The organism is Paenibacillus sp. NPDC058898 (assembly GCF_049316025.1).
GTDB lineage: Bacteria > Bacillota > Bacilli > Paenibacillales > Paenibacillaceae > Paenibacillus_AQ.
The window spans coordinates 17,470-40,114 of the sequence record NZ_JBMOSM010000005.1 but is presented as its reverse complement, the minus strand read 5'-3'; the positions used below and the strand labels follow the sequence as shown (position 1 = coordinate 40,114).

20 protein-coding genes are annotated in these 22,645 nt (G+C 38.2%); 18 read left to right on the top strand and 2 right to left on the bottom strand.

Translation table 11 applies throughout. The features are described 5' to 3' along the window. Window positions 1-54: 54 nt before the first annotated feature. Together ACOZB4_RS15135 and ACOZB4_RS15130 are read left to right on the top strand one after the other, a co-directional pair. Window positions 55-336, top strand: a complete 282-nt coding sequence (locus tag ACOZB4_RS15135) for a hypothetical protein (RefSeq protein WP_379414356.1) — start codon at window positions 55-57, stop codon at window positions 334-336. A 24-nt stretch (window positions 337-360) separates the two neighbouring features. Beyond that, window positions 361-1,668: a lipase family protein gene (locus ACOZB4_RS15130; RefSeq protein ID WP_379414355.1), complete on the top strand. Its 1,308-nt coding sequence runs from the start codon at window positions 361-363 to the stop codon at window positions 1,666-1,668. Window positions 1,669-1,815: 147 nt separating this feature from the next. Here ACOZB4_RS15130 and ACOZB4_RS15125 read toward each other — a convergent pair whose 3' ends face one another. Next, on the bottom strand, window positions 1,816-2,862 hold the full coding sequence (locus ACOZB4_RS15125; RefSeq protein WP_379414354.1) for an acyltransferase family protein: 1,047 nt from the start codon (window positions 2,860-2,862) through the stop codon (window positions 1,816-1,818). A 295-nt stretch (window positions 2,863-3,157) separates the two neighbouring features. Between ACOZB4_RS15125 and galU the strand changes: the two genes are divergently transcribed. Beyond that, window positions 3,158-4,030 carry a UTP--glucose-1-phosphate uridylyltransferase GalU gene (galU, locus tag ACOZB4_RS15120; RefSeq protein WP_379414353.1) on the top strand — a complete coding sequence of 291 codons (873 nt, stop codon included), beginning with the start codon at window positions 3,158-3,160 and terminating at the stop codon, window positions 4,028-4,030. Window positions 4,031-4,107: 77 nt separating this feature from the next. Here galU and ACOZB4_RS15115 read toward each other — a convergent pair whose 3' ends face one another. Continuing rightward, entirely contained in the window at window positions 4,108-6,567 is a 2,460-nt protein-coding gene (locus ACOZB4_RS15115; protein ID WP_379414400.1) for an O-antigen ligase family protein, read from the bottom strand. A gap of 267 nt (window positions 6,568-6,834) precedes the next feature. Here ACOZB4_RS15115 and ACOZB4_RS15110 point away from each other — a divergent pair, with 267 nt between their 5' ends. The 15 genes from ACOZB4_RS15110 to ACOZB4_RS15040 all read left to right on the top strand — a co-directional run bounded on the left by ACOZB4_RS15110 (window position 6,835) and on the right by ACOZB4_RS15040 (window position 22,576). Then, window positions 6,835-7,962, top strand: coding sequence for a DegT/DnrJ/EryC1/StrS family aminotransferase (locus ACOZB4_RS15110; RefSeq protein ID WP_379414352.1), 1,128 nt, complete (start codon window positions 6,835-6,837; stop codon window positions 7,960-7,962). Window positions 7,963-8,024: 62 nt separating this feature from the next. Then, on the top strand, window positions 8,025-8,906 hold the full coding sequence (gene rfbA / locus ACOZB4_RS15105) for a glucose-1-phosphate thymidylyltransferase RfbA (RefSeq protein ID WP_379414351.1): 882 nt from the start codon (window positions 8,025-8,027) through the stop codon (window positions 8,904-8,906). A 1-nt stretch (window position 8,907) separates the two neighbouring features. Further along, window positions 8,908-9,750, top strand: a complete 843-nt coding sequence (gene rfbD / locus ACOZB4_RS15100; protein ID WP_379414350.1) for a dTDP-4-dehydrorhamnose reductase — start codon at window positions 8,908-8,910, stop codon at window positions 9,748-9,750. A gap of 18 nt (window positions 9,751-9,768) precedes the next feature. Continuing rightward, window positions 9,769-10,284 carry a GNAT family N-acetyltransferase gene (locus ACOZB4_RS15095; protein ID WP_379414349.1) on the top strand — a complete coding sequence of 172 codons (516 nt, stop codon included), beginning with the start codon at window positions 9,769-9,771 and terminating at the stop codon, window positions 10,282-10,284. Continuing rightward, complete coding sequence (locus tag ACOZB4_RS15090) at window positions 10,277-11,446, top strand: glycosyltransferase (RefSeq protein WP_379414348.1); 1,170 nt, start codon at window positions 10,277-10,279, stop codon at window positions 11,444-11,446. The genes ACOZB4_RS15095 and ACOZB4_RS15090 overlap by 8 nt, the downstream gene beginning before the upstream one ends. Before the next feature lie 13 nt (window positions 11,447-11,459). Then, window positions 11,460-12,239, top strand: a complete 780-nt coding sequence (locus tag ACOZB4_RS15085; RefSeq protein WP_379414347.1) for an ABC transporter permease — start codon at window positions 11,460-11,462, stop codon at window positions 12,237-12,239. Between the two features lie 17 nt (window positions 12,240-12,256). Further along, window positions 12,257-13,021, top strand: coding sequence for an ABC transporter ATP-binding protein (locus ACOZB4_RS15080; RefSeq protein WP_379414346.1), 765 nt, complete (start codon window positions 12,257-12,259; stop codon window positions 13,019-13,021). After that, window positions 13,014-15,743 (top strand): glycosyltransferase, encoded by a 2,730-nt coding sequence (locus ACOZB4_RS15075; RefSeq protein WP_379414345.1) that lies wholly within the window; start codon window positions 13,014-13,016, stop codon window positions 15,741-15,743. Before ACOZB4_RS15080 ends, ACOZB4_RS15075 begins: the two co-directional genes overlap by 8 nt. Window positions 15,744-15,758: 15 nt before the next feature. Continuing rightward, window positions 15,759-17,318 carry a methyltransferase domain-containing protein gene (locus ACOZB4_RS15070; protein ID WP_379414344.1) on the top strand — a complete coding sequence of 520 codons (1,560 nt, stop codon included), beginning with the start codon at window positions 15,759-15,761 and terminating at the stop codon, window positions 17,316-17,318. Window positions 17,319-17,351: 33 nt separating this feature from the next. Continuing rightward, window positions 17,352-17,942 carry a hypothetical protein gene (locus ACOZB4_RS15065; protein WP_379414343.1) on the top strand — a complete coding sequence of 197 codons (591 nt, stop codon included), beginning with the start codon at window positions 17,352-17,354 and terminating at the stop codon, window positions 17,940-17,942. 7 nt (window positions 17,943-17,949) lie between these two features. Next, window positions 17,950-18,495, top strand: a complete 546-nt coding sequence (gene rfbC / locus ACOZB4_RS15060) for a dTDP-4-dehydrorhamnose 3,5-epimerase (protein ID WP_379414399.1) — start codon at window positions 17,950-17,952, stop codon at window positions 18,493-18,495. 22 nt (window positions 18,496-18,517) lie between these two features. Continuing rightward, a complete protein-coding gene (gene rfbB / locus ACOZB4_RS15055) occupies window positions 18,518-19,486 on the top strand; it encodes a dTDP-glucose 4,6-dehydratase (protein WP_379414342.1) in 969 nt (322 codons plus the stop codon). Window positions 19,487-19,610: 124 nt separating this feature from the next. Next, the gene (gene rfbB / locus ACOZB4_RS15050) at window positions 19,611-20,633 is read left to right on the top strand and encodes a dTDP-glucose 4,6-dehydratase (RefSeq protein WP_379414341.1); all 1,023 of its coding nucleotides are present in this window, start codon (window positions 19,611-19,613) and stop codon (window positions 20,631-20,633) included. After that, window positions 20,630-21,514 (top strand): dTDP-4-dehydrorhamnose reductase, encoded by an 885-nt coding sequence (gene rfbD / locus ACOZB4_RS15045; protein ID WP_379414340.1) that lies wholly within the window; start codon window positions 20,630-20,632, stop codon window positions 21,512-21,514. Before rfbB (ACOZB4_RS15050) ends, rfbD (ACOZB4_RS15045) begins: the two co-directional genes overlap by 4 nt. A gap of 132 nt (window positions 21,515-21,646) precedes the next feature. Continuing rightward, window positions 21,647-22,576, top strand: coding sequence for a glycosyltransferase family 2 protein (locus ACOZB4_RS15040; RefSeq protein ID WP_379414339.1), 930 nt, complete (start codon window positions 21,647-21,649; stop codon window positions 22,574-22,576). Window positions 22,577-22,645: the final 69 nt, after the last annotated feature.

The window sequence follows — 22,645 nt, the reverse complement described above, 5'->3', positions numbered from 1 at the left end:
TTTTGTCTCGGGTTACTTATCGTATTATCTGTCGTTCTTGGGGGGTGTAAGGATGTGAAGGGAAACGAGGAAACAGCGATCATAGAGGAAGCACAGGAAGTGGCAATTAGGCACTTTAAGGATGAGTACGATTTAGAGGTTCGAATAACGAAGCAAGAGATGCTCCCTAGCTATGTGGCTTCCCAAGTAAACATGGAGGGACACGTGGTTGGTAAGGAAGAGCAGCGATTTAACATCTCCGTAAATTATAAAGATTGGACTACCTTGAATACGTTTTTGAGTCCCGAGTTGAATGATGCACTTAATAAGGGGAAGAATGCGAAAAAAGAAAAATGAGATTTATAAAATGGAGGATTTCGTTTGAGCAACACAACAGGAATTGATGATGAAACCTATGCAAAGTTATCCAATGCTGCATACACCAATATTGGTGAAGGATTTCAGCCCGTCGATCTTGATGGGTGGGTTGTCTTGGAGAAACCGGCTGATGGCGTATTCTCCGGTTTTGATGCTGTAACCTTCTATAATGCTAGTATCAACCAAGCGGTAATCGCTTATCGAGGAACTGAGGGACAGGCTGAGTGGGTCCATTCAGCTCCTGATTTCCTCAATGATATTCAAATCGGGATGCCTGAACTCGGTCGGAAATTATCTCAGAGTTTGGATGTTACTCCAGAGTGGCTTGATAACAAAATATCCAATTTTAATGATTTCACCGGCATAACCAAAGCGGATGAGTGGATTGGCGAAATCGCGAAGGATGTGGATAAATCTCCGTTATTACGAGGTAAGACAAATCAATTGTATCTCGCTGAGGATTACGCTAAGGAAATGCAGAACAAGTATAAAGATTATAATTTTTCACTTACAGGACATTCTCTGGGCGGTGCGAATGCTCAGTATGCAGCAGCGTACACTGGAATCTCAGCGGTTACCTTCAGTGCGCCTTCTGTTATATCCAGCCTTACACCTGAGGGACGCCGAAAGGCGGAGGCCGGTGAGTTTGATCGTCAGATTATAAACTACGCCCATCCTGGGGACATTGTTGCGAGTGGTGCAATGGGGGGCTATGATCGGCATGTAGGTTCCACATATTACATTGATTCCAATTATACTGAGGCAAATGAAGGCGTCAGTCTATGGGGGAAAGTTAGTAATTCCTTTGGCGGAGCTAATTATCATTCACTAGATAAGTATAGCTTTGATAATGGTTATTTAGCTAATGATATATTTGATGCAAGTGATGGAAAGAGACTCGGTGAATCACCTCGAATGCCCTCTGATTTCAATATTATGGATGAGATTAGTGACTTTATACTAGGCCTAAGTAATAGTGTGGCACCTTTGTTAAAAAAGCATGAGATACTTGCTTCTACAACAGCAGCTTTAACGTCAGGGACCATTCAAGTCTCTCCAGATGAGCTTCGCCATGTTGCGAATAGATGGAAAACAAATGCGCATAGGGCACATGCAGAACTTGGAAACATTCAAAGCCGATTCTCCCAATACATCCAGAGTAGCCGGAGTCGTCGACTTCAGCCCATGGTTGAGCAATTATCGATGTCCATTACTACATTGAGCCAATATTATCTGCAGCAAACCAATGACATATTGTACTACATAAATATAAAAGCAGATCAATTTGAGAATGTCGATAATAATGGCTAACAACTGTAATTAGTTGCTTTTGCTTTAGGAACTCTGTTTTTTAAAAGTGTTCCTATATTCTAAAGCGTGGGCAGTTGGTGAAGTAAGGATGCACGTGTATTGCGTATATACCGATCGATTATATTAATTTGAAGGAGTGATGCCAGATTAGGCATCACTCCTTTTTGCATCGGAAAGCTTCGTTTCGGCGCGTTCATGGCGGTGCTTGGATCGGTAATTGAATAGAAATCCGACGTTTGGCTCGACGACCCATCCGAAGCCGCGCTTGATCCAGGACGAGGATAGCAGCCAGGTCAAAAGGGCGCCGAACAGGATCAGCAGCAGCTTGCCTCCCGTGGACCGGAACGCTTCGAACCAGCTCAGATGCTGCATCGTTTTGACGATGAACCCGTGAAGCAAAAAAACGTACATGGTATTAACCCCACGGTCCGTGAAGGGCGTATCTGACCTCGGAATGAGGGAGAGGACGCATAGTCCCATGATGACGGTGAACGCGTAGGTGATCATTCGGTAGAGGCCTGCATACCACGAGTCCAAGCCAAACTCCAGGTAAGGCATCGCCCCGTAGAACCAGTTAGTTGGCAGGATCGGCGATATGACGTACAGCAGGACAAATCCGGCGGAGAGCAGGATGATCGATAGCAGCTGAAATGGCCGGGTCTTGATGACATCCAGCCATTCCCTTTTAAAAACATATCCGATGAGAAAAAAAGGCAGGAAATACAGCGTGCGCGAAATGCTTGCGTAATAGTCGACATCGATTGAGTACCCGAGCATGATTGACATCGCGAAACAGACGACGAGGGGATATTTGAGCATCAGCAGATATGGCAGAAGCATTTTCCACAGCATCATGCTGAACAGGAACCACAGGATCCAATTGGGGTAAAAGTATGTGAAAACGAGCCGATCCAAGCCTTGCATGTAGTAGTCGAACAGGGTATAGAGCGTCTCGAATATGAAATACGGTACCACCAGCCCCGACAGCAGGCCGACGTATTGTTTGGGGGATTGAATGCGTCTGGCGAAATAACCGACCGTGAAAATAAACAGCGGCATATGAAACGAGTAAATAAATTGATAGATCGTTCCCATCGCTGCTTCGCCGTTAAACGGCTCGATGAGATGCCCCACAACCACCAACAGGATCAGTATGAATTTGAGGTTATCGAAATAGGCGTCTCTCTCTTTCATCAGGTAACCAGCTCCTTTGGCTTTGTGGTCCATCGAAGTTTCGTACTAGTATATCGGACGGTAGTGGGGCTTTCCATGGTTAAAGTTGGAAGGCACTATTTCCAGTTTTCTGTCTCTCCTTGAAAAAGCCACATCAAAACCGATAAGTGAAGGGAAGGGCAACGCGGCCTAAGCGGCAAAGCCACGAATAATAAGCCGCCTGCCTTTGACAAAAACCGATTTTAATCGATGGGTTAGCTGGACTCATGGTACAATGTCATCAATATGGGAGACTTACGGGAATGGAGAAGATAAGATGAACATTCGAAAAGCGATCATACCGGCCGCGGGGCTTGGTACGCGTTTCCTGCCGGCCACGAAAGCGATGCCGAAAGAGATGCTTCCTATTGTGGACAAGCCGACCATACAATACATCATCGAAGAAGCGGTCGCTTCTGGCATCGAGGACATTATCATTGTGACGGGTAAGGGGAAGCGGGCGATTGAGGATCATTTTGATTCTTCATTTGAGCTGGAACATAACCTTGCTGAGAAAGGGAAATGGAACCTCCTCGAAGAAGTGCGTAAGCCCTCCAATATGGCAGATATTCATTATATCCGTCAAAAGGAGCCTAAGGGGCTAGGCCATGCCATTTGGTGCGCACGCAAATTCATCGGGGACGAGCCGTTTGCCGTGCTGCTAGGCGACGATATCGTGGAGTCGGAAGTCCCTTGCCTAAAACAGATGATGAAAGTCTACGACACCTACGAAACTGCCATAGTTGGCGTACAGCCAGTTGATTGGGACGAAGTGGACCGTTACGGGATCGTAGATGGATTTCAGAAATCAGAACGAATCTATGAAACATCAAGATTGGTAGAGAAGCCCTCACGTGCCGAGGCGCCTTCCAACCTGGCCATCATGGGCCGCTATATTTTGCCGCCGGAAATCTTCGATTTGCTGGAGAATCAGGAGGTTGGAAAGAACGGGGAGATCCAACTGACCGATGCGCTCTCCACCTTAGCTCATCGGAGCCCGATCTATGCGTATCATTTTGACGGGATGCGCCATGATGTCGGCGAGAAGTTAGGTTTTATTGAAACCAGCATTCATTATGCAATGCAGCGGGAAGATTTGAGAGATGATTTGATTGCTTATTTGAGTGGGGTTTTGGCAAAGGTGCAGTAGTAGAGACGATTTCATAACCGATAAGAAAAAGGGACAGTTGGGTAGAGATTTTCTACCACGAACTGTCCCTTTTTTAATTAGAATTGAAGATCACTAATCTGTTGAACATTTTGTTTCGCATTTGGATCAACTTGGGTTAGTTTCTCCATAAGGGCATCATCACTCAAGTTTTGTTTTTGTAATGCTGCCAGATACCAACGTACAATCTCCTGTTGGGTTGTCTGCGAGAGATCTTCTTGTATGCCAAGCTTAAGAGCTTCTGATGCTTGCTCCGGTTGATTCATCATGTAGTACATTTTGCCTGCATGGAGGATCATATCTGGTGTGTTCTCAAATGAGCGCCCTTGCAGTTGTCCTTCTGGTAATGTAGCTAAATGCTGAATACCTGTCTGAACCTCGGCAAATGCCTCGGTTGCTTGCTTGAAGTACTTGTCTTTCGTTGCTAGGTCTCCTGTGCCAAGTGCCTTCGTCCCTAGATCATAACCTTTATTGATAATCTGTTCGGACCAGTTAATGTCCCATTTAAATTTATAGGCATTGTTGATAAGTACTTCATAGGCTTGCTCTGGTTGCTGTTTCATTTCGTAACTTTCAATTAATCGACTTAGCATAGACTTGTTATATGGTTCAGCTTTTAACGCTTTATTAAGTAGATCGACAGAGGCGTTATAAAAATTCTCATCTTGATTTTGCTTATATATAGTCTGATAGAGTGATGCGGTTAACAGTATCGAGTCGGGATGGCTCGGGCGTATGCTCAAGTCTTTATCAAGAGGAGCCTTAATTTCCTCAAATGAAGAGCTGACCTGAACGATTCTTCGTGCTTCAATTCCCGAGTCGGCGGCTTGTACATACCGGATAGATGTAATCATGACAAGAATAGCGCAAAGCCCAACGATTGCACTATATGCACCTCTGGCCGTTGAATCTTTGAAGCTCCATTTTTTCACAGGCTTATTATCCATTACGGCTGCCATTCCGCCAAGTCCCAGAAATACTAGAATTCCCATGAACACATAGCTCATATTAAAGTCCAAAATGCTATGAATCAAAATGGAAAGGACGATGATGAGATAAAGGAAGTGGCTATTACGTTCGTCTTCATTCCCTTTGATATAACCACGAATATATTTGTAGAAAATATACAGAATAAACGACATGAATATCACAAATCCGACAATTCCGACTTCGATCAAGTACTGCAAAAAGAAGTTATGGGCTTGACGGCTTGTATATGGGTTGTTCTGATATTGCTCATACAGTGAAGCCCATGCGCCGCCTCCGGCCCCGATGATCGGGTAGTCAGCCAGCACTTTCATGGCATCTTTATAGAATGTAAAACGTTCCAGAACACTGTGCTGATTAAAGTTAATATTTTCGAGTCGGACGCTGATGTTTTGCGGAAGTATATTTTTCAATCCTGTACTGATGAATAGGAAGATCAGCAAGCCTCCAATTGCAACGGAACCGAGTGGAATCCATAAGTTTGAGGTTTTTTTAGCCGACCAATTGTCTAAAGACCGTTCAAGTTTGGGCGCAATAAAACTTTGTATTACCCATCCGAGAAGTCCTACAATAGCGGAAGCACCAAGCAGAATGCCCCAGCCCTTAAGGGCATCAGTGCTGCTAAAGGCTTCATTTAACTTCAACCCCAGTTCTGTTACCGGTTTGGAAACGATCAGTGATGTCACGCCTGCTATACCGCAGTACAAGATCCACAATAGTTGTTTAGCTGGTTTCAGGAATAGGAGCAACAAAACAAACACAACAGGTAACATCACCAGACCGCCCCGAGATAACGTCAAGAGCAGCGAGACGATGATAGGTACCAACATGAAGCTATGAAAGGCTTGTCCGTACCATTTACGTGATGTTGTAACGAAAAAGACGGCTGCGAAAAGGAATGCCATGAGAAAAGCGGCATAAGTATTCGCGTACTGAAACACCGAAGTCAGACGCAGACCGTTAGAGTCAATCATGACGGCATGGGTGTATGTACCGTTTAAAACGGTATTGGAAAACCACTTCGCAATGGCACCCGCAGTCTTGCCTTGTCCAAACCAATGGAGCAAGCCGAATCCCACGATCAGATAAGCAACCGTCATAATCGTGATTTGAACGATTCGATTCCCTAATTTTTCACGTAGCACATATAAACCGACGATAAACATTATGGCGTAGATACAATTAATGATTACCATATTCATGGCAAGAACATGGGAGGCGGCGCTAATGAGTGAGAGTATGTAAGTTAGGGGGAGTAAAAGCACACCCACGGCCAGCCAATCTTTTTGATCTTTTAATTGGATGCTTTTATAGGAATGAGCAATCCAGAGAAATAGTAGTAGACAAGCCAAGATAGCAGCCCAGAAAATCGGTTTCTCAAATTCTAACATTTGTCCGTTAAATAGAGCCGTTTGGAACGGCGTCCAAGCTAGGAACAGAATAATTCCTGATATTAACACCCAAAACAAAGCCGATCTCGTCTCACCATTCCTCGACTCAGCGGTTTTTTTACCGTATACTGGATTCGACAACATAATTAGCTCCTTTTCGTGTAGATACGACAATATTCTAGCATATAAAGGGTGGGATAAAAACTTTAAATATAAATACGGGTGACATAGAAGTAGAATTATGTAAGACGCCTATTTTCTCGACGGCATGCTTTTTTTTTCGTATACTGGAAACGGCATGTGTTGCCTTAATCTTCTATATTTATAGTTGTTAATGTGAATTTTGGGTATCACGTGTATGCACATATAAATAATCTGCATAAATTTACAATGATGAGAGGGATTAAAGTGGCAATTCAATTATTTACCCCCACATTTCGGGTTGAGGAATGCTTACATGAAATTAGAGAATGTCTTGAAAAGGGATGGACAGGACTGGGATTTAAAACAGTAGAAATCGAGAATAAATGGAAGGAATACACAGGTCTTCCGAATGCGCATTTTCTTAATTCGGCTACTGTAGGTTTAAGTTTGGCATTAAAAATACTAAAGATGGAAAATAACTGGGATGATAATGATGAAGTAATAACAACACCGTTAACGTTTATTTCAACTAACCACGCAATTGTTTATGAGAATCTTACTCCTGTATTTGCAGATGTAGATGAGTATCTTTGTTTGGATCCGATTGATGTCGAAAAAAAAATCACACCTAAAACAAAAGCAATCATGTTTGTTGGTTTGGGAGGCAATACAGGAAAATATAAAGAAATCGTAGAATTATGCAAAAAGTATAATTTGAAACTTGTTTTAGATGCAGCTCATATGGCTGGAACAAGGGTGAATGGAGAGATACCTGGAAAAGATGCGGATGTTGTCGTTTATTCCTTCCAGGCGGTAAAGAATCTTCCGACTGCGGATTCAGGAATGATATGTTTTCAAAGTTCAGAATTGGATGAATTGTGTCGTAAGTTGACTTGGTTAGGAATAAATAAAGATACATATGCCAGAGCAAACGATAAGGGTGCATATAAATGGAAATATGATGTTGAATATGTGGGTTATAAATATCACGGTAATTCTATAATGGCCGCAATAGGGCTTGTCCAATTGAAATATTTAGACCGAGATAATTCCTATAGACGACAATTAGCAGAATGGTACGATCAAAACTTCAAAGGATTCTCATCAAAAATAAAACCAGTACCTGTTGCTATCGATTGTGAATCATCTAGACATTTGTATGTCATAGCGGTTGATAACAGAGATGAGTTATTGCTGGCACTAAATGAAAGTGGTATTTATCCAGGAGTTCATTACAGAGATAACACTGAATATTCTATGTACAAACACGCTTACGGTACTTGTCCGAATAGTCACAAATTGTCAGAACAAATAATTTCATTGCCTATGCATCTACAATTAACTAAGCAAGATGTAGATTTTATATGTGAGACAGTAATTAAGTACACTTAGTTTTTTGAGTTAATCTAAATTAAGTTTTAAATAAAATTTATAATAGTATCCAGGAGGCAGAAATGAAAGGGATTATATTAGCAGGTGGATCCGGGACTAGACTGTATCCAATAACGAAAGCAATGTCAAAACAAATGGTGCCAGTTTACGATAAACCTATGATCTACTATCCTCTTTCAACATTAATGCTGGCTGGCATACGTGAAATACTAATAATCTCCACTGAAAGAGATATATCTGCATTTACTGAACTTTTTGGAGATGGTGATGCATTAGGAATGAGCTTTCAATATGCTGTCCAGCCATCTCCCAATGGTCTTGCGGAAGCTTTCATTATTGGGGAAGAGTTCATAGCTGATCAACAAGTTGCGATGGTTCTCGGTGATAATATTTTTTGGGGACACGGTCTCACGGGCAGTCTAAAACAGGCAACAAATCTTGTTAATGGAGCAACGATCTTTGGATATTACGTGCAGAACCCTAAGGATTATGGAGTAGTGGAATTTGATCACATTGGAAAAGTGATTTCAATAGAAGAAAAGCCAGAGATTCCAAAGTCAAATTATGCTGTTCCAGGTCTGTATTTTTATGATAAGTCGGTTACGGAAAAGGCTAAATCTTTAAAGCCATCCCGACGAGGGGAACTTGAAATCACGGACTTAAATCTCCTATACCTGGAAGAAGAGATGTTAAATGTAGAGTTACTAGGGAGAGGTATGGCGTGGTTAGATACGGGGACACATGATTCAATGCTTGATGCTTCGAATTTTGTAGCAGCTGTTCAAAAACGCCAGGGAAACTATGTAGCTTGTATTGAGGAAATTGCTTTCAGAAATAAATGGATCACCGCTGAACAATTGTTAAAATTAGCTCAACCCTTACTGAAGACCAACTATGGTATATATCTGAAAAATTTGCTTAATGAAGTAACTGTAGGGTCATAAGATGAGAATAATCGTAACTGGTGCACAAGGGCAATTAGGGCAAGAGGTTATTAGACAATTCCAACTCCAACATAAGATATATGGGTATAATTCCAAAGATTTAGATGTAACTGATATCGTGTCTGTATATGAATGCATGAATAGTATCAAACCTGATATTATCGTGAATTGCGCAGCATACAATTCTGTCGATGATGCTGAATCAAACCCGCATGTTGCTAAGAATGTGAATGTAATCGGCCCTAAAAACATAGCTGAAGTTTCACAGCACCTAGACGCTGTCATGGTTCACTTTTCTTCTGATTTTGTATTTGATGGAGAGGCAAAGGTGCCTTATAGGGAAAATGACCCAACGAGACCAATAAATATATATGGACAAACAAAGTTAGATGGTGAACAGCACGTTAAATATCTTTGTGAGAAGCATATCATTATAAGGACTGCGTGGTTGTATGGAAGTCCAAGAAAAAACTTCTTCAACTCTATAATTGAGCAAGCAAGAAAACAAAAGACCATATCTGTTGTAGAGGATCAAGTAGGAAACCCGACTTACTTACCGGATTTAGTAATGCAATTGGTGCGAATAATAGATCAAGAAGTGTATGGACTATACCATTGTTCCGGTAATGGTTATAGTTCTAAATATGAATTCGCAAAGCGAATTCTGAGCTTGATGAAGCTAAAAGCAGAAGCGATTCCAGTGCGAACTAATGATTATCCAATTAAGGCCAGAAGGCCAAAATTCTCAGCATTGAGCAACTCTTTGTTAGAATCATGTGTGAGTCATAAAATGCCTTACTGGGAAGACTCGTTATTCGATTATGTAAATAAAATTAATTGTTGAAATTTTTGAGGAGATTAAATGGATCATAATATTATTTTGAAGATACAGGAGATAACGTTGCGCCCAGTAGGACCAAATGATCTTGAAAAAATGAGAAGATGGAGAAATTCCGCTAGCGCAAGATCTTTTTTTTTAAACAGTGAAGTTATTTCTGAAGAGCAGCAAAAAGCTTGGTTTGAATCCTATCTCATTAGGCCAGGTGACTACATGTTCATTATTCAATTCAATAATGTTGATGTTGGAACTGTAGCGTTATATCATGTCGATTATGCCTTGGGTACCTCTGAATTTGGACGATTACTTCTTGCAGAAGATATTGCAAAGGGAAAAAAAATCGGTGAAAAAGTTACGAAAGCCATGGTTGATTTTGCAATGAATGATTTGAATTTGAAAGAGGTAATATTAGAGGTTTTTACATCCAATCTTAAGGCTGTTCATATCTATGAAAAAGTTGGATTCAAAATAATCGACAAATATATCATTCGAGATAGAGAGTTATATAAAATGATTAGATTAGGTGAACAGCATGCCTAGAACTAAGATCCTTGCTTTTTGCTTGAGAAAAATTCCATCCGCTATTGTAGGCGTTAGTTCTCCGCTTATATTATTACAGAATAGAGGGACAGTGGAGTATAGATTTAAAGAGACTTTAAATGTAGATAAAAAGGATATTGCATGGGCCGATGTTATTATAAGTATACGAGGATGCGAAAACCTGGAACTGGATATTATGAAAGAAGGCGGGAGGCTGGGAAAAAAACTACTGTACTTTCTAGATGATGATCTTCTTAATATCCCTCAAAATACAGCGTCAACTCTTTACTTTTCTATGCCGCATATTAGAAGTAATATTATTGAAATATTAAAGTTATCGAATTATTTGTGGACAACAAATAAAAATATAGCTAATAAATATGGACACTATTCTGATTCATCAGTCATTATAAATGCTCCTTCCGTTCTCTTGGAGAGTATATCATCTCTACCGATGCAAAGTAATAACAATCAAATAGTAATAGGTTTTTCTGGAAGTATGGACCACGGTTTTTTTCTAAATGATTTTTTTCAAAAGGTTGCTTTTAACATATTAGACCTTTTTCCAAATGTTAGTTTTGAATTTTTCGGGGCAAAGCCTGATTTTTGTGATCATGAACGCATTCATCATTTAACCTATGCTGACAATTACGATGATTATATAGAAATTATGCGAACTAGGAAATGGGATATCGGATTAGCACCTTTACCATCAAGTGATTTTCATAAATGCAAGTACTTCAATAAATATTTGGAATATGGAGCTATAGGAGTTCCTGGTATATATTCTAATGTTGAACCTTATGTTTTTATTGTGGAAAATGGAAAAAACGGCGTATTAGTAAATAATTTCACTGATGAATGGGTAACTGCTATAAAAAATCTAATTGAAGATAATATGTTAAGGAGAAAAATAATTGAAGAAAGTCGTATTAGGCTAGAGAATCATTTTACCTTGGATAAGATAGCGGATGAGATTGTCTCTAAGTTACCAGTGTTAAGATCATATCACGCTCCCTATTGTTTAGAAAAAGATGTGAAGCTTAGAAAAGAGCCTCAAAATCTATATATCTTTAAAATTGTGCAAATTTTTAGAACCTTCGGTATCAAAGGGTTTTTTATTATTCTAAAAAAAATTTTTAAGAAACTATACTCAAAGTAGCGAGGTATTGATTGTGAGTTTTTTTAAAAATGTATATTCAGCAAGGCATATTTTGTTAAGTCTCACGAGGCAAGATCTGAAAAATAAATATAGAAATTCTGTAATGGGAATGTTGTGGAATTTTTTATCACCGTTGGGGATAGTTGTGATTATTGGTACTGTCTATTCTGTAGTATTTAGGACGCCGATTGAAGAGCTCATTCCTTATTTATTCTCTGGACTATTACCATGGCTGTTTTTTACAGGTAGTGCTGAAGGTGGTTCTTTGTCTTTTCTAAGTTCCCAAGGTTATATTAAACAAACGCAGGTACCAGTTGAAATATTCCCACTAAGAGTAAGTTTGGTTAACTTTATTAACCTACTTATTTCTATAGTAGCTTTTTTTCTAATCTATGCTTTTATAAATCCCCACTCTTTTGGCCTAAAAATGTTGTTAGTTATTCCAGGTTTGATAATCTGGCTATTTTTTTGTTCTTCATGGGCAATTATATCTGCAATAGTAAATCTGTATGTACGCGATTTCCAGCCATTGCAATCATTAGTAGTCCAGGGTTTGTTCTATCTAAGTCCAATAATTTACAAACCGGAAATGTTAAACCACAGTAATTTCCATTGGTTATATCTACTAAACCCATTTTATTATTTGTTAGAAATCATAAGAAGACCTTTATTGGGCGAAGAACCAGCAAGTTTGCAAAGTTGGGGGATCAGCATAATTTTGACAATAATATTATGCGAAATAGCAATTTTGCTAATTAATAAAATCGGTAGGAAGATCACATTCCGATTGTGATATAAGGGTGGTTTCCAATGAGTTATATAAGAATGACTGATATCAATTTGAATTATCAAATATTTAATGATATGGGACTTAAGGAATTGCTTCTTCCAAGAAAGTATAAAAGTCCCAATCTAATTAAAAAAAAGTCTATTCAAGCATTGAAAAATATAAATTTATCTCTATCGGATGGAGATAGATTGGCTATAATTGGTCACAATGGAGCCGGAAAAAGTTCGTTTCTAAAAGTTATAGCTGGGATTTTCCCTCCTGTTAGTGGAGAACTTAAGGTGGATGGGAGAATTGCCAGTTTATTTGAGCTTGCTACGGGTTTTGAGATGGAAGCAACAGGATGGGAAAATATTAAATTAAGAGGATTAATGTTAGGAGAAAGCCCTAAAGAGCTTGAGAGAAAAATAGAAGCTATAGCTGAATTTAGTGAATTGGGGGATCATTTAAACATCCCTGTGAAATACTATTCCTCAGGGATGTTTATTAGATTAGCCTTTTCAATATCAACATCTATTGAACCTGACATACTCCTGTTAGATGAGGTTGTAGCAGCAGGAGATGCGCGTTTCTTGAAAAAAGCACAAAATAGGTTAAATGAGTTAGTCGACCGAGTGAAAATACTAGTCTACGTCACACATAGCATGCCATCTGCATTTGAGTTTTGTAATAAATGTATCTGGCTTGAAAACGGCGAAATTAAAATGACAGGTACTCCCAAAGAAGTGGCTGCCGCATATTTAGAGCACTCTAATAGTTTATTGTATAAGGAGAATAGCAATGATTGAAGCTGGTGTTTTTTTGAACGATGTAGATATATACCATTCAAAAAGCCTAATAGATCATCCAGAGATTAGTGTTATATTGCCAACTTATTGTAGGGGAGATAATGGCCTTTTAAGCAGATCAATAGACTCTGTACTAAATCAAACATTTAATAATTTGGAACTTATCATTGTAGATGACGGTTCTATTGATCAAACACGTAATGTGATTATGGAATATTTAGAAAAGGATAATAGAATAGTTTACATTCGTAATAATATAAATTCTGGGTTGCCTGCACTTAGGGTTAATCAGGGGATTATGCATTCAAGAGGGAAATATATAGCTTATCAATTTGATGACGATCAATGGTATAGTAATGGTTTGCAGGTTCTTTATGAGGAAATCACTAATATCGATGAGCCTTGCTTAGTATATGGCAAGTGTAGATTTGTGGATCTTCTTTCAAAGCAAGAATTAATATTCGGAGATGAATTTGATTATAATAAATTAAGACTGACTAATACTATCGCCAATAATACGGTTCTCCACCATAGAGAATTACCTTTTTTGTATGGGGGATATGAAATACATGTCTCTATGAAAAGACTTTGTGATTGGGATTTATGGGTTCGTTGGTCTGAGAAGATTTTAATGGTTCATATTAATTCGATTGTTAGTTTGGTTGAAGGAAATCAGATTGATTCATTAGGAAGAACAGCTGTGCTAGATCAATCAATAATAAAATATTTACAAGCCCAAAATGATGAACGAAATTGTAGACTGCAAATAAATAATATCGAGAAATACATTGTTGATAGTTTAAAGATAATTGATAAACCAGACCTACAAAAATTAATGTATATAGAGCATTTACTCCCCTGGTACAATAATAGATCTGAAATATCAGGTGAGTATGAGTTCGAATCTTTATTTGTTCAAAAAGAAACAATTGTAGTTATTATTCAAGATTATAATGCAACAACAAATATTATGATTACAAATTTTTCAGAACTGTATAGAGAAAAATATAATGTTATGTTTGTAACCTTAAATCATTTAGATCATAGAGTTCTCGAATATGCGGATATAGTCATGTTACAACGTTTAACATATATGCTACCTGAAGTTAGGAAATTGATTCAAAGAAAACCAAATATATATTTAATTGACGATAATTTATTGGAAATTCACACACTTAAAAGAGATGAGTATAAAATTTTTGCTCCAGATACTGAAAATCATAAGATATTAATGGAATACATTAGATCCTCTGATTTAGTTGTAACACCAACTGCACAACTATCGGAAAAGATACATATATTTAATGAAAATGTATATCAAATCCCTACTAATATTTCTATTGATTTACTCAGTGAGCGTAATTTTTCTAAGCGTAAGTTAAAGGTTGCTTGGATTGGATTCGAATCCAGAACCGAAGAATTAGAAGTTTTTTCAGCAGATATTCAAGAGATTGATGATCATTTTTCTGACCAAATTGAATTCTATTTTGTGGGATATTCAAAATCAAGTGAAATGAAATTTCGTAATTGTAAGTATATTAAAAAAATTAATAATTATAAACAATATTTGACCATGCTACAATACCATTCTTTTGACATAATAATATCATTAATTGAAGATTCAAGTTTCAAAAATAGTAAGAGTCCAATTAAATTTTTGGAAACAGTAGCTACTGGAGCGGTAGGAATATACTCAAATAGTATTGTTTATAACATGGTCGAAGATAATAGAAATGGTTTTCTAATCTCTAATAAATCAGGGGAACTCGTAAAAAAATTGCGGAAGATAATCGGTATGGACCAGAAAGAAATAGAGGAAATATACCTGAATGCTAGGAAAACTGTACAAGAAAAGTATACTACCCAAGGTAATGCTTATAGATTTGTTCAAATGGTGGAAATGGCAAAATTCAATTACGTTACCAACTTCAAGAAGATTGCTTTTGTTATCGAGAAAGGTGATTTCGCAGATAATATTCTATCGAATTTGTCAGATTTAGGTATAAAGCCGTTATTATTCTCTTTCCAGCACAATAGTACAGTGAAAGAGTTAGCTCTAGAAAGAGAGTGGGAGTATAATTTCCTCATGAAAGAAGACTTAGTACAGGTAGCAAAGGAATCTAGTGTTGAACTGGTACACGACTTTACAAACGATAATTTAATTCAATGGTATTGCTATCAAGCAAACGTACCATATATTCAAAATGCTTCTATTGAAACACATTTAAAAATTGAAAGGGCAGGTCAAAAAGATACACTTAGTCTATTACTAAATTTATATACTCTACAGATAAATCATTTCGCTAAGAATCGGATGATGATTAACAATGATGGTATCGTAAATGAAAATATAGAAAAGAAGTCTGTGTCGCTACCCTTTGAAAAGAAAGTCATAAGCAGTCGCCTTTCTACAAATATAGATTTTATTTTTACATGCTTAAGTGATACGTTTATGGGGATCAGAATTAAGTATTTGGATTTTATGCAGGAAAGCCAGCTAACGATTGAATTGAAAACACCGAATAGAAAATCAATAGTATTAAGGACTAATATGATATTTTTTAATCAAAGAAAAAATGACTATGTGGATGTATTATTTGACAGACCGATACTTAAATCCAAAAACAGCAAATTTATTATTGGAATTAAAAGCAATGATAGATCTAAAGTTTCAAGAGATGTTCTAGAATTATTGAAACTAGAAGCAATTTATGAATTTTAGAATGGAGGGATTGTCATGAAAATAGATCTCGGATGTGGTTACAATAAGCAGCCTGGTTATATAGGCATCGACAGATATGAGACGCCAGACACTAAAATAGTTTGTGATTTTGATGTCAATATACCTCTGGACGATAATTCAGTTGATTACGTGATGGCATCGCATTCTTTAGAGCATGCAAAAGATATAATGATTACTATGGAGGAGATTTATAGAGTATGTAAACATAAAGCCATTGTTTGCATAGCTGCTCCTTATTATAATACTAGCCTAAATGTAGCTAACCCGTACCACAAACAAGTTTTTAATGAGCATACAGCTAGATTTTTCACTTCAGATCCATATTCTATTATTCCACAGGAAGAATACTATTTTCCACATGCAGTAGCTTGGGGTCTAGGGGCGAGCGATAATAGTAATCTAAAAATTGACTTCAGATGTATAAAAATGGAGTACTTTTACTTCCCCGAATATAGGAAACTTGTTGAGGAGGAAAAGGCTCGCCTACGTAATACATCTATAAATATAGTCGACCAAATAGTTATACATTTGGTAGTAGTTAAAGATGAGATTACTCAGGATGAATTAATTAATATATCAAAAACACCATTAGAAGAACCACATCATGTAACAATTAGAAGATTAAGAGAACAACATGAGGACAACACAAGTGATTTGATAATATTATCTGAAAAATTTAAAATTTCACAAGAGACTAATGCAGAAATTAATGGGGAAATTGAAAAGCTAAATCAAATAATTAAAAATCAACAAGAGTCCTTGCAAGACGAGGCAACTATTAAAAATCTAATAGACAAATTAGAAAATGAAATAAAAAACTTACGTGCCACAGTAAGGGAGAATGATTTAATGACATCTATGCTAAAAGAAGGCATAGATCGTATTGAAAATATTGAGCTGCATCAGATTCAAGAAAATGATATTCAAGAAAATATTACGAATTCTGCAAGTGAGTATTATGATTTGGTAGGTACTTTAAGCAATAATGATCAGAAGAGTTATGAGTTGTGGGTTCAGCATGACCTAAGCAAAAAAAGTAGGTGGAAAAAAGCTAGTGACCGATTAAAACTTATTAGAAATAGCAATTCTTTCGATTTAAGTGATCAGATTAATGAATTATGTCGGGAAACTATAAATTACAGTGTGATTCAAGCGAAAGAATCTTTAGATAATTATGTATTAACTCTTGGTGATTCAATACTAAATGAGGGAATCATGTATTATGAGGTATCCCCATCCCAAGATAAATGGAGCGGTGTAGAATGTTTATTCACCAATTATCGAAGTGAAAAAATTAATGAGTTTCTCGCATTTGAAGTATTAAACATGGATCACCATATAATTAGAACCGTGATTATGGATAGTAGCGCGATAAAACACAATGAACCAACAACTATTTCTTTTGAAGATATTCAGATTTCAGGGGATAACAAATTTATTGTTCGCTTTATGGGCATATCGCCTCATATTTGGGGTGTGCAACTCTATGAGTGGGTTGAGTTCGATAAAGTTGGGAAAAGAAAAAGAACCGCATTTGCAGGAAGATTACTTTAAAATAAATACTTTAATTAAAAAATGAGGAATAATATGAAAAGTAAATTTTTAAAGATAGCCTTCATAGTATTTAATTTTCTGCTTATTGTTTGTTTGGTTTTTCTTGTAAAGTCCGAATTTCAAAATGCAGTAAGCAATGAAAGTGCTACCAAAGAGAATCAAAGCAAAGCTCCTAGTAAAGTCGAAGAGGTTGACATTCTCTCACTTCTAAATAGCGAGCATAGTGATTTATTTGCTAAAAGTTCACTCCAGGCAAGCTTTAAAGAAGGGAGATTAGCTTCCTCAAAAGTTAGTAAAGACTCAAAAGTACTGGGCAATTTTGATGACATAACTAACCTGAATGGCAACTTGTTTATGGCTTCAGGCTGGTTATTCTTAGAGAAGCATGAAACGGATTATATTGTGTTTGTTGATGAGAATAATGTTGTATTAGGAGCAGGTGTATTCGGTATTAATCGTGAGGGATTATCTGAGGCATTAGGCATGAAGAATGTTGATAACAATGGCTGGGTTGGATATCTAAAAATCGAGTCTAATGAAGCAAAAGTGTACGCATTAAGTAAACTCAGGGATAAAGATGAATATATTGAAGTGGGAAAATTTGATTATAGCAGGAAGGAATGAATCAACGTTGAAAATAACTCCATTAAAGATTGATGGTCTTTATCTTGTAGAGCCTGTTGTTCATCAGGATTCCCGAGGATTCTTTTTAGAAAGCTATAACGAGGATGCTTTTTTGAAAAATGGATTAGATTATCGATTTGTTCAAGATAACCATTCTCTTTCTTGTGAGGCAGGGGTAATAAGAGGCTTGCATTATCAACTGAATCCCAAAGCACAGACTAAACTAGTAAGGGTGACTGCAGGAGCAATATATGATGTAGCAGTAGATATTAGAAAAGAATCTAAAACATTTGGGCAGTGGATAGGTGTTATTTTAAGTAAAGAAAACAAGCGGCAACTCCTTGTTCCTAAAGGATTTGCACATGGATTCTGCACCTTGATAACCAATACACAAGTAATGTATAAAGTTGATAATTATTATTCTCCCGAACATGATCGAGGAATAGTCTGGAATGACAAAGATCTCAATATCGATTGGCCCGTCTCGAACCCCATTTTATCAGAAAAGGATAAAAACCATCCTGAATTTAGAAATTCGGAAATTAACTTTTAAAAGAAGAAAGAGTTGATATGAATTGAAAATATTAGTGACTGGTGGCGCTGGATTTATTGGTAGCAATTTTATCATTCACATTCTTAATAAGTATACAAACTATGAAATAGTTAATGTCGATAGCCTAACATATGCTGGTAATATTAACAATTTAAAAAATGTTCATGATAATCCAAGGTATTCTTTTATTCAAGCAGATATTGCAGATACAGCAGCTATCGAACGAATCCTATCCACGGGGATTGATTATGTTGTCAATTTCGCTGCGGAGTCTCACGTCGATCGAAGTATTGCTAACCCGGAGATATTTGTAAAGACTAACGTTCTAGGTACTCAGGTATTGCTTGAAGCCTCAAAAAAATTCGGTATAAGTAAATATGTTCAAGTATCCACAGACGAGGTTTATGGCAGTTTAGGTGCTGAGGGATTGTTCGCAGAGTCTACTCCACTTTCCCCCAACAGCCCATATTCTGCAAGTAAGGCTGGGGGAGATATGTTAGCCAGAGCCTATTTTGAAACTTATCAATTTCCAGTATGTATAACTCGTTGTTCGAATAATTATGGTGCATATCAGTTTCCTGAAAAGTTAATCCCCCTTGTTTTCACTAAGGCATTAAGGGATGAAAAAATACCTGTTTATGGGGATGGTTTAAATATACGAGATTGGTTGCATGTCGAGGATCATTGTAGTGCGATAGATTTAGTATTGCATGAAGGGAAGGCTGGGGAAGTTTACAACATTGGTGGAAATAATGAGAGGACAAATCTGCAAATTGTAAACACAATTCTAAAAGAACTTGGTAAATCCCAGGAGTTAATATCCTTTGTAACTGATAGACTTGGTCATGATAGACGGTACGCAATAGATGCAACAAAAATAAGAAAAGAACTTGGTTGGCAGCCAAAATATGTTTTTGAAACAGGTATAAAACAAACGGTACAATGGTATTTGTCTAATGAATCTTGGTTGGAGCAGCTGGAGAGTAGATAGAATTAATGTGATCTTAAGAAATTTAATAGGCTAAATACCTCTGTTACGTGGCACCAATTATAATTGAGACGCATATCTTATGTAGACTCAATAAATAAGTTGGCATGTTAATGGAGGTTTTTTCGTGAAACTTCTTATCACCGGCGGTGCCGGTTTTATAGGCAGTAACTTTGTTTTATATATGCTGCAGCAGCATCCGAATTATCAGATCGTGAATATGGACGCACTTACGTATGCAGGAAATCTAGAAAACTTAAAATCGATGGAGGGTCAGGCAAACTACTCGTTCGTTCAAGCAGATATTGCTGACAAAACAGCAGTAGATGCTATTTTCCAACAGGGCATCGACGTGGTGGTTAACTTCGCAGCAGAATCACACGTGGACCGAAGCATTTTGGAACCAGAAATCTTCGTGAACACCAATGTGCTGGGTACGCAGGTTCTTCTGGATGCAGCCAAGAAATATGGCGTGACCAAATTTATTCAAGTTTCCACGGATGAAGTGTACGGTTCTTTAGGTGAGACGGGGCTGTTTTCTGAAATGACACCACTTGCTCCGAACAGTCCTTATTCAGCCAGCAAGGCAGGTGGGGATCTGCTTGTAAGAGCTTATCATGAGACCTTTGGTCTCCCGGTCAACATTACCCGTTGCTCGAATAATTACGGTCCATACCAATTTCCTGAGAAGCTGATTCCCCTTATTATTTCTCGGGCTCTAAATGATGAATCCCTGCCTGTATATGGCGACGGATTGAATATCCGTGATTGGCTCTATGTGGAGGATCATTGTAATGCGATCGATCTTGTTATTCATCAGGGGAAATTAGGCGAGGTCTATAACATTGGGGGCAACAACGAGCGGACCAATCTGCATATCGTAAAAACGATTCTGGAAGAACTCGGGAAGCCGGAGTCCTTGATCACATATATAGCGGATCGTCCAGGTCATGATCGCCGATATGGTATTGATCCTACAAAAATCACGAATGAGCTGGGCTGGAAGTCAAAGCATAATTTCGAGACAGGCATTAAGGAAACGATTCAATGGTATTTGAACCATAAGGATTGGTGGACACGCATCCAGTCCGGTGCCTATCGGGAATACATGACTCAGCAGTACGGCAAGCGTTTGGGTGAAGTTGAATGAAGGTACTCGTAACCGGAGCAAACGGTCAGTTGGGGCGGGATGTAACGCATGTTTTTGGTGAAGCCGGACATGAGGTTATTGGCTGTGGGAGAGCAGAGCTGGAAATTACCAGCATGGAGCAATGCGGTCAGGTTATTTCTGCTCATGATCCGGATATTATTATCCATTGTGCAGCTTATACAGCCGTGGATACAGCCGAAAGTGATCCAGATGGTGCTTATCTTGTGAATGCCATAGGTACAAGGAATATTGCTTTAGCCGCCGAAAAGATTGGTGCCACAGTAGTCTATATAAGCACGGATTATGTTTTTGGTGGTACTAGTGAGGCGCCTTATGTTGAGTATGACGACACCGATCCGCAAACGATATATGGTCGATCCAAGTTGGAAGGCGAGAAAATGATTCGGAATTTCTCCAGCAAGTGGTTTATAGTAAGAACTTCATGGTTGTTTGGTCTACATGGCAACAATTTCGTGAAAACGATGCTTCGTCTAGGACAAGAAAAACCGCTGTTAAAGGTGGTTAACGACCAAAAAGGTTCGCCCACCTACACGGTAGATCTGGCGCAGTTCTTGATAAACTTAATTTCCACTGAAAAATACGGTATATATCATGCCTCCAACAGTGGTTCTTGTACTTGGTATGAGTTTACTAGCGCCATTTTTGAAGAGGCTCGTAAACAATTGGGACTTACCATAACCGCTGAATTGCAGCCTTGCTCGACGGCAGAATTTCCACGACCAGCCCCACGTCCGGCCAATTCAACGATGGATCACCTGGCTATCCGTCTAAACCAATTTGAGGATTTGCCACATTGGCGTGAAGGGCTGAAGCAGTTTATGCTGGATATGAAGCAGCATCCTGAACTATACTTAAAATAATTACAGCGACTCGAAAGGCCTGATCTGTATGATCAGGCCTTTTTTAGCTAGCTTCTTTCTTCATCGTACCTTTAAGCTGTATTGGGTCTGCGAGATAATTGATATCATGAGTTTTTCGGAGGTTCTCCCATTATGAATAAAGTGCAAGTATTACTATCCACCTATAACGGTGAAAAGTATATATCCGAACAAATCCAGAGCATTCTCAACCAGACACACCCCTTCATCTCGATTTTGATACGAGACGATGGTTCCACGGATCAAACAGTTCAAGTTCTCGAACAACTGATAAAGATACACCCAGATCAGATAAAGCTTATTAAAGGACCGAATGTTGGCGTTGTGTCCAGCTTCTTTGAACTGCTGCGTGCTGCAGACACTGAAGTTGATTACTACTGTTTTTGCGACCAGGATGATGTGTGGCTTGATCATAAGGTAGAACATGCTATCGCACGCTTGAATTCCTCTATACATACAGAAGTACCGGCGATGGTATTTACATCGACCTACCTTACCGATGACGAGTTAAACCGGAAAGGTACATGGCCTAAGCCTCCTACTCGGGAGCCATCTTTTTTCAATGCATTATACGAGAATATCGCCATTGGCGCGACGATCACGATGAATCAATCAGCAAGAAACCTTTTTATGCATAGTAAATCGGTGGACAGTCAAAAGGTTCTTATGCATGATTGGTGGTTCTATTTGCTCGTTTCGGCATTTGGAACTGTAATCTACGATAACACGCCGTCCATGTTATACCGTCAGCACAGGAACAATGTGGTAGGAGGCAGCAACTCCCTCGCAGGTAAGTTAAAGAGCAAATGGGCCAGTTTTAAAAGACATACGGGTAAAGACTTGTTGCATAAACAAGCGAGCGAGTTTAATCGAATCTATGGATCACGATTGACTGGCGTTCAGAAAGAGCAGCTGGTTTTATTTCTTGCATCTCGCACAAGATTCGTAGACAGGCTACATTATACGCGTAAGAGCAAATTGTACAGACAATCCAAAGCAGAGAGTTTGTTGTTTAAGTTCTTTATTTTGATCGGGTTTATATGAGGTTGAATAACATAAAGCAACTTATTCCTTGATATTCCTTCTTTCCCTTTGAACTATGCTATAATGTCG

Coding starts and splice junctions, on each gene's coding strand:
- ACOZB4_RS15075 (WP_379414345.1), top strand. CDS start 13,014: ATGATTGAAGCTGGTGTTTTTTTGAACGATGTAGATATATACCATTCA.
- ACOZB4_RS15040 (WP_379414339.1), top strand. CDS start 21,647: ATGAATAAAGTGCAAGTATTACTATCCACCTATAACGGTGAAAAGTAT.
- ACOZB4_RS15090 (WP_379414348.1), top strand. CDS start 10,277: ATGCCTAGAACTAAGATCCTTGCTTTTTGCTTGAGAAAAATTCCATCC.
- rfbD (WP_379414350.1), top strand. CDS start 8,908: ATGAGAATAATCGTAACTGGTGCACAAGGGCAATTAGGGCAAGAGGTT.
- rfbA (WP_379414351.1), top strand. CDS start 8,025: ATGAAAGGGATTATATTAGCAGGTGGATCCGGGACTAGACTGTATCCA.
- galU (WP_379414353.1), top strand. CDS start 3,158: ATGAACATTCGAAAAGCGATCATACCGGCCGCGGGGCTTGGTACGCGT.
- ACOZB4_RS15125 (WP_379414354.1), bottom strand. CDS start 2,862: ATGAAAGAGAGAGACGCCTATTTCGATAACCTCAAATTCATACTGATC.
- ACOZB4_RS15070 (WP_379414344.1), top strand. CDS start 15,759: ATGAAAATAGATCTCGGATGTGGTTACAATAAGCAGCCTGGTTATATA.
- rfbD (WP_379414340.1), top strand. CDS start 20,630: ATGAAGGTACTCGTAACCGGAGCAAACGGTCAGTTGGGGCGGGATGTA.
- ACOZB4_RS15080 (WP_379414346.1), top strand. CDS start 12,257: ATGAGTTATATAAGAATGACTGATATCAATTTGAATTATCAAATATTT.
- ACOZB4_RS15065 (WP_379414343.1), top strand. CDS start 17,352: ATGAAAAGTAAATTTTTAAAGATAGCCTTCATAGTATTTAATTTTCTG.
- ACOZB4_RS15095 (WP_379414349.1), top strand. CDS start 9,769: ATGGATCATAATATTATTTTGAAGATACAGGAGATAACGTTGCGCCCA.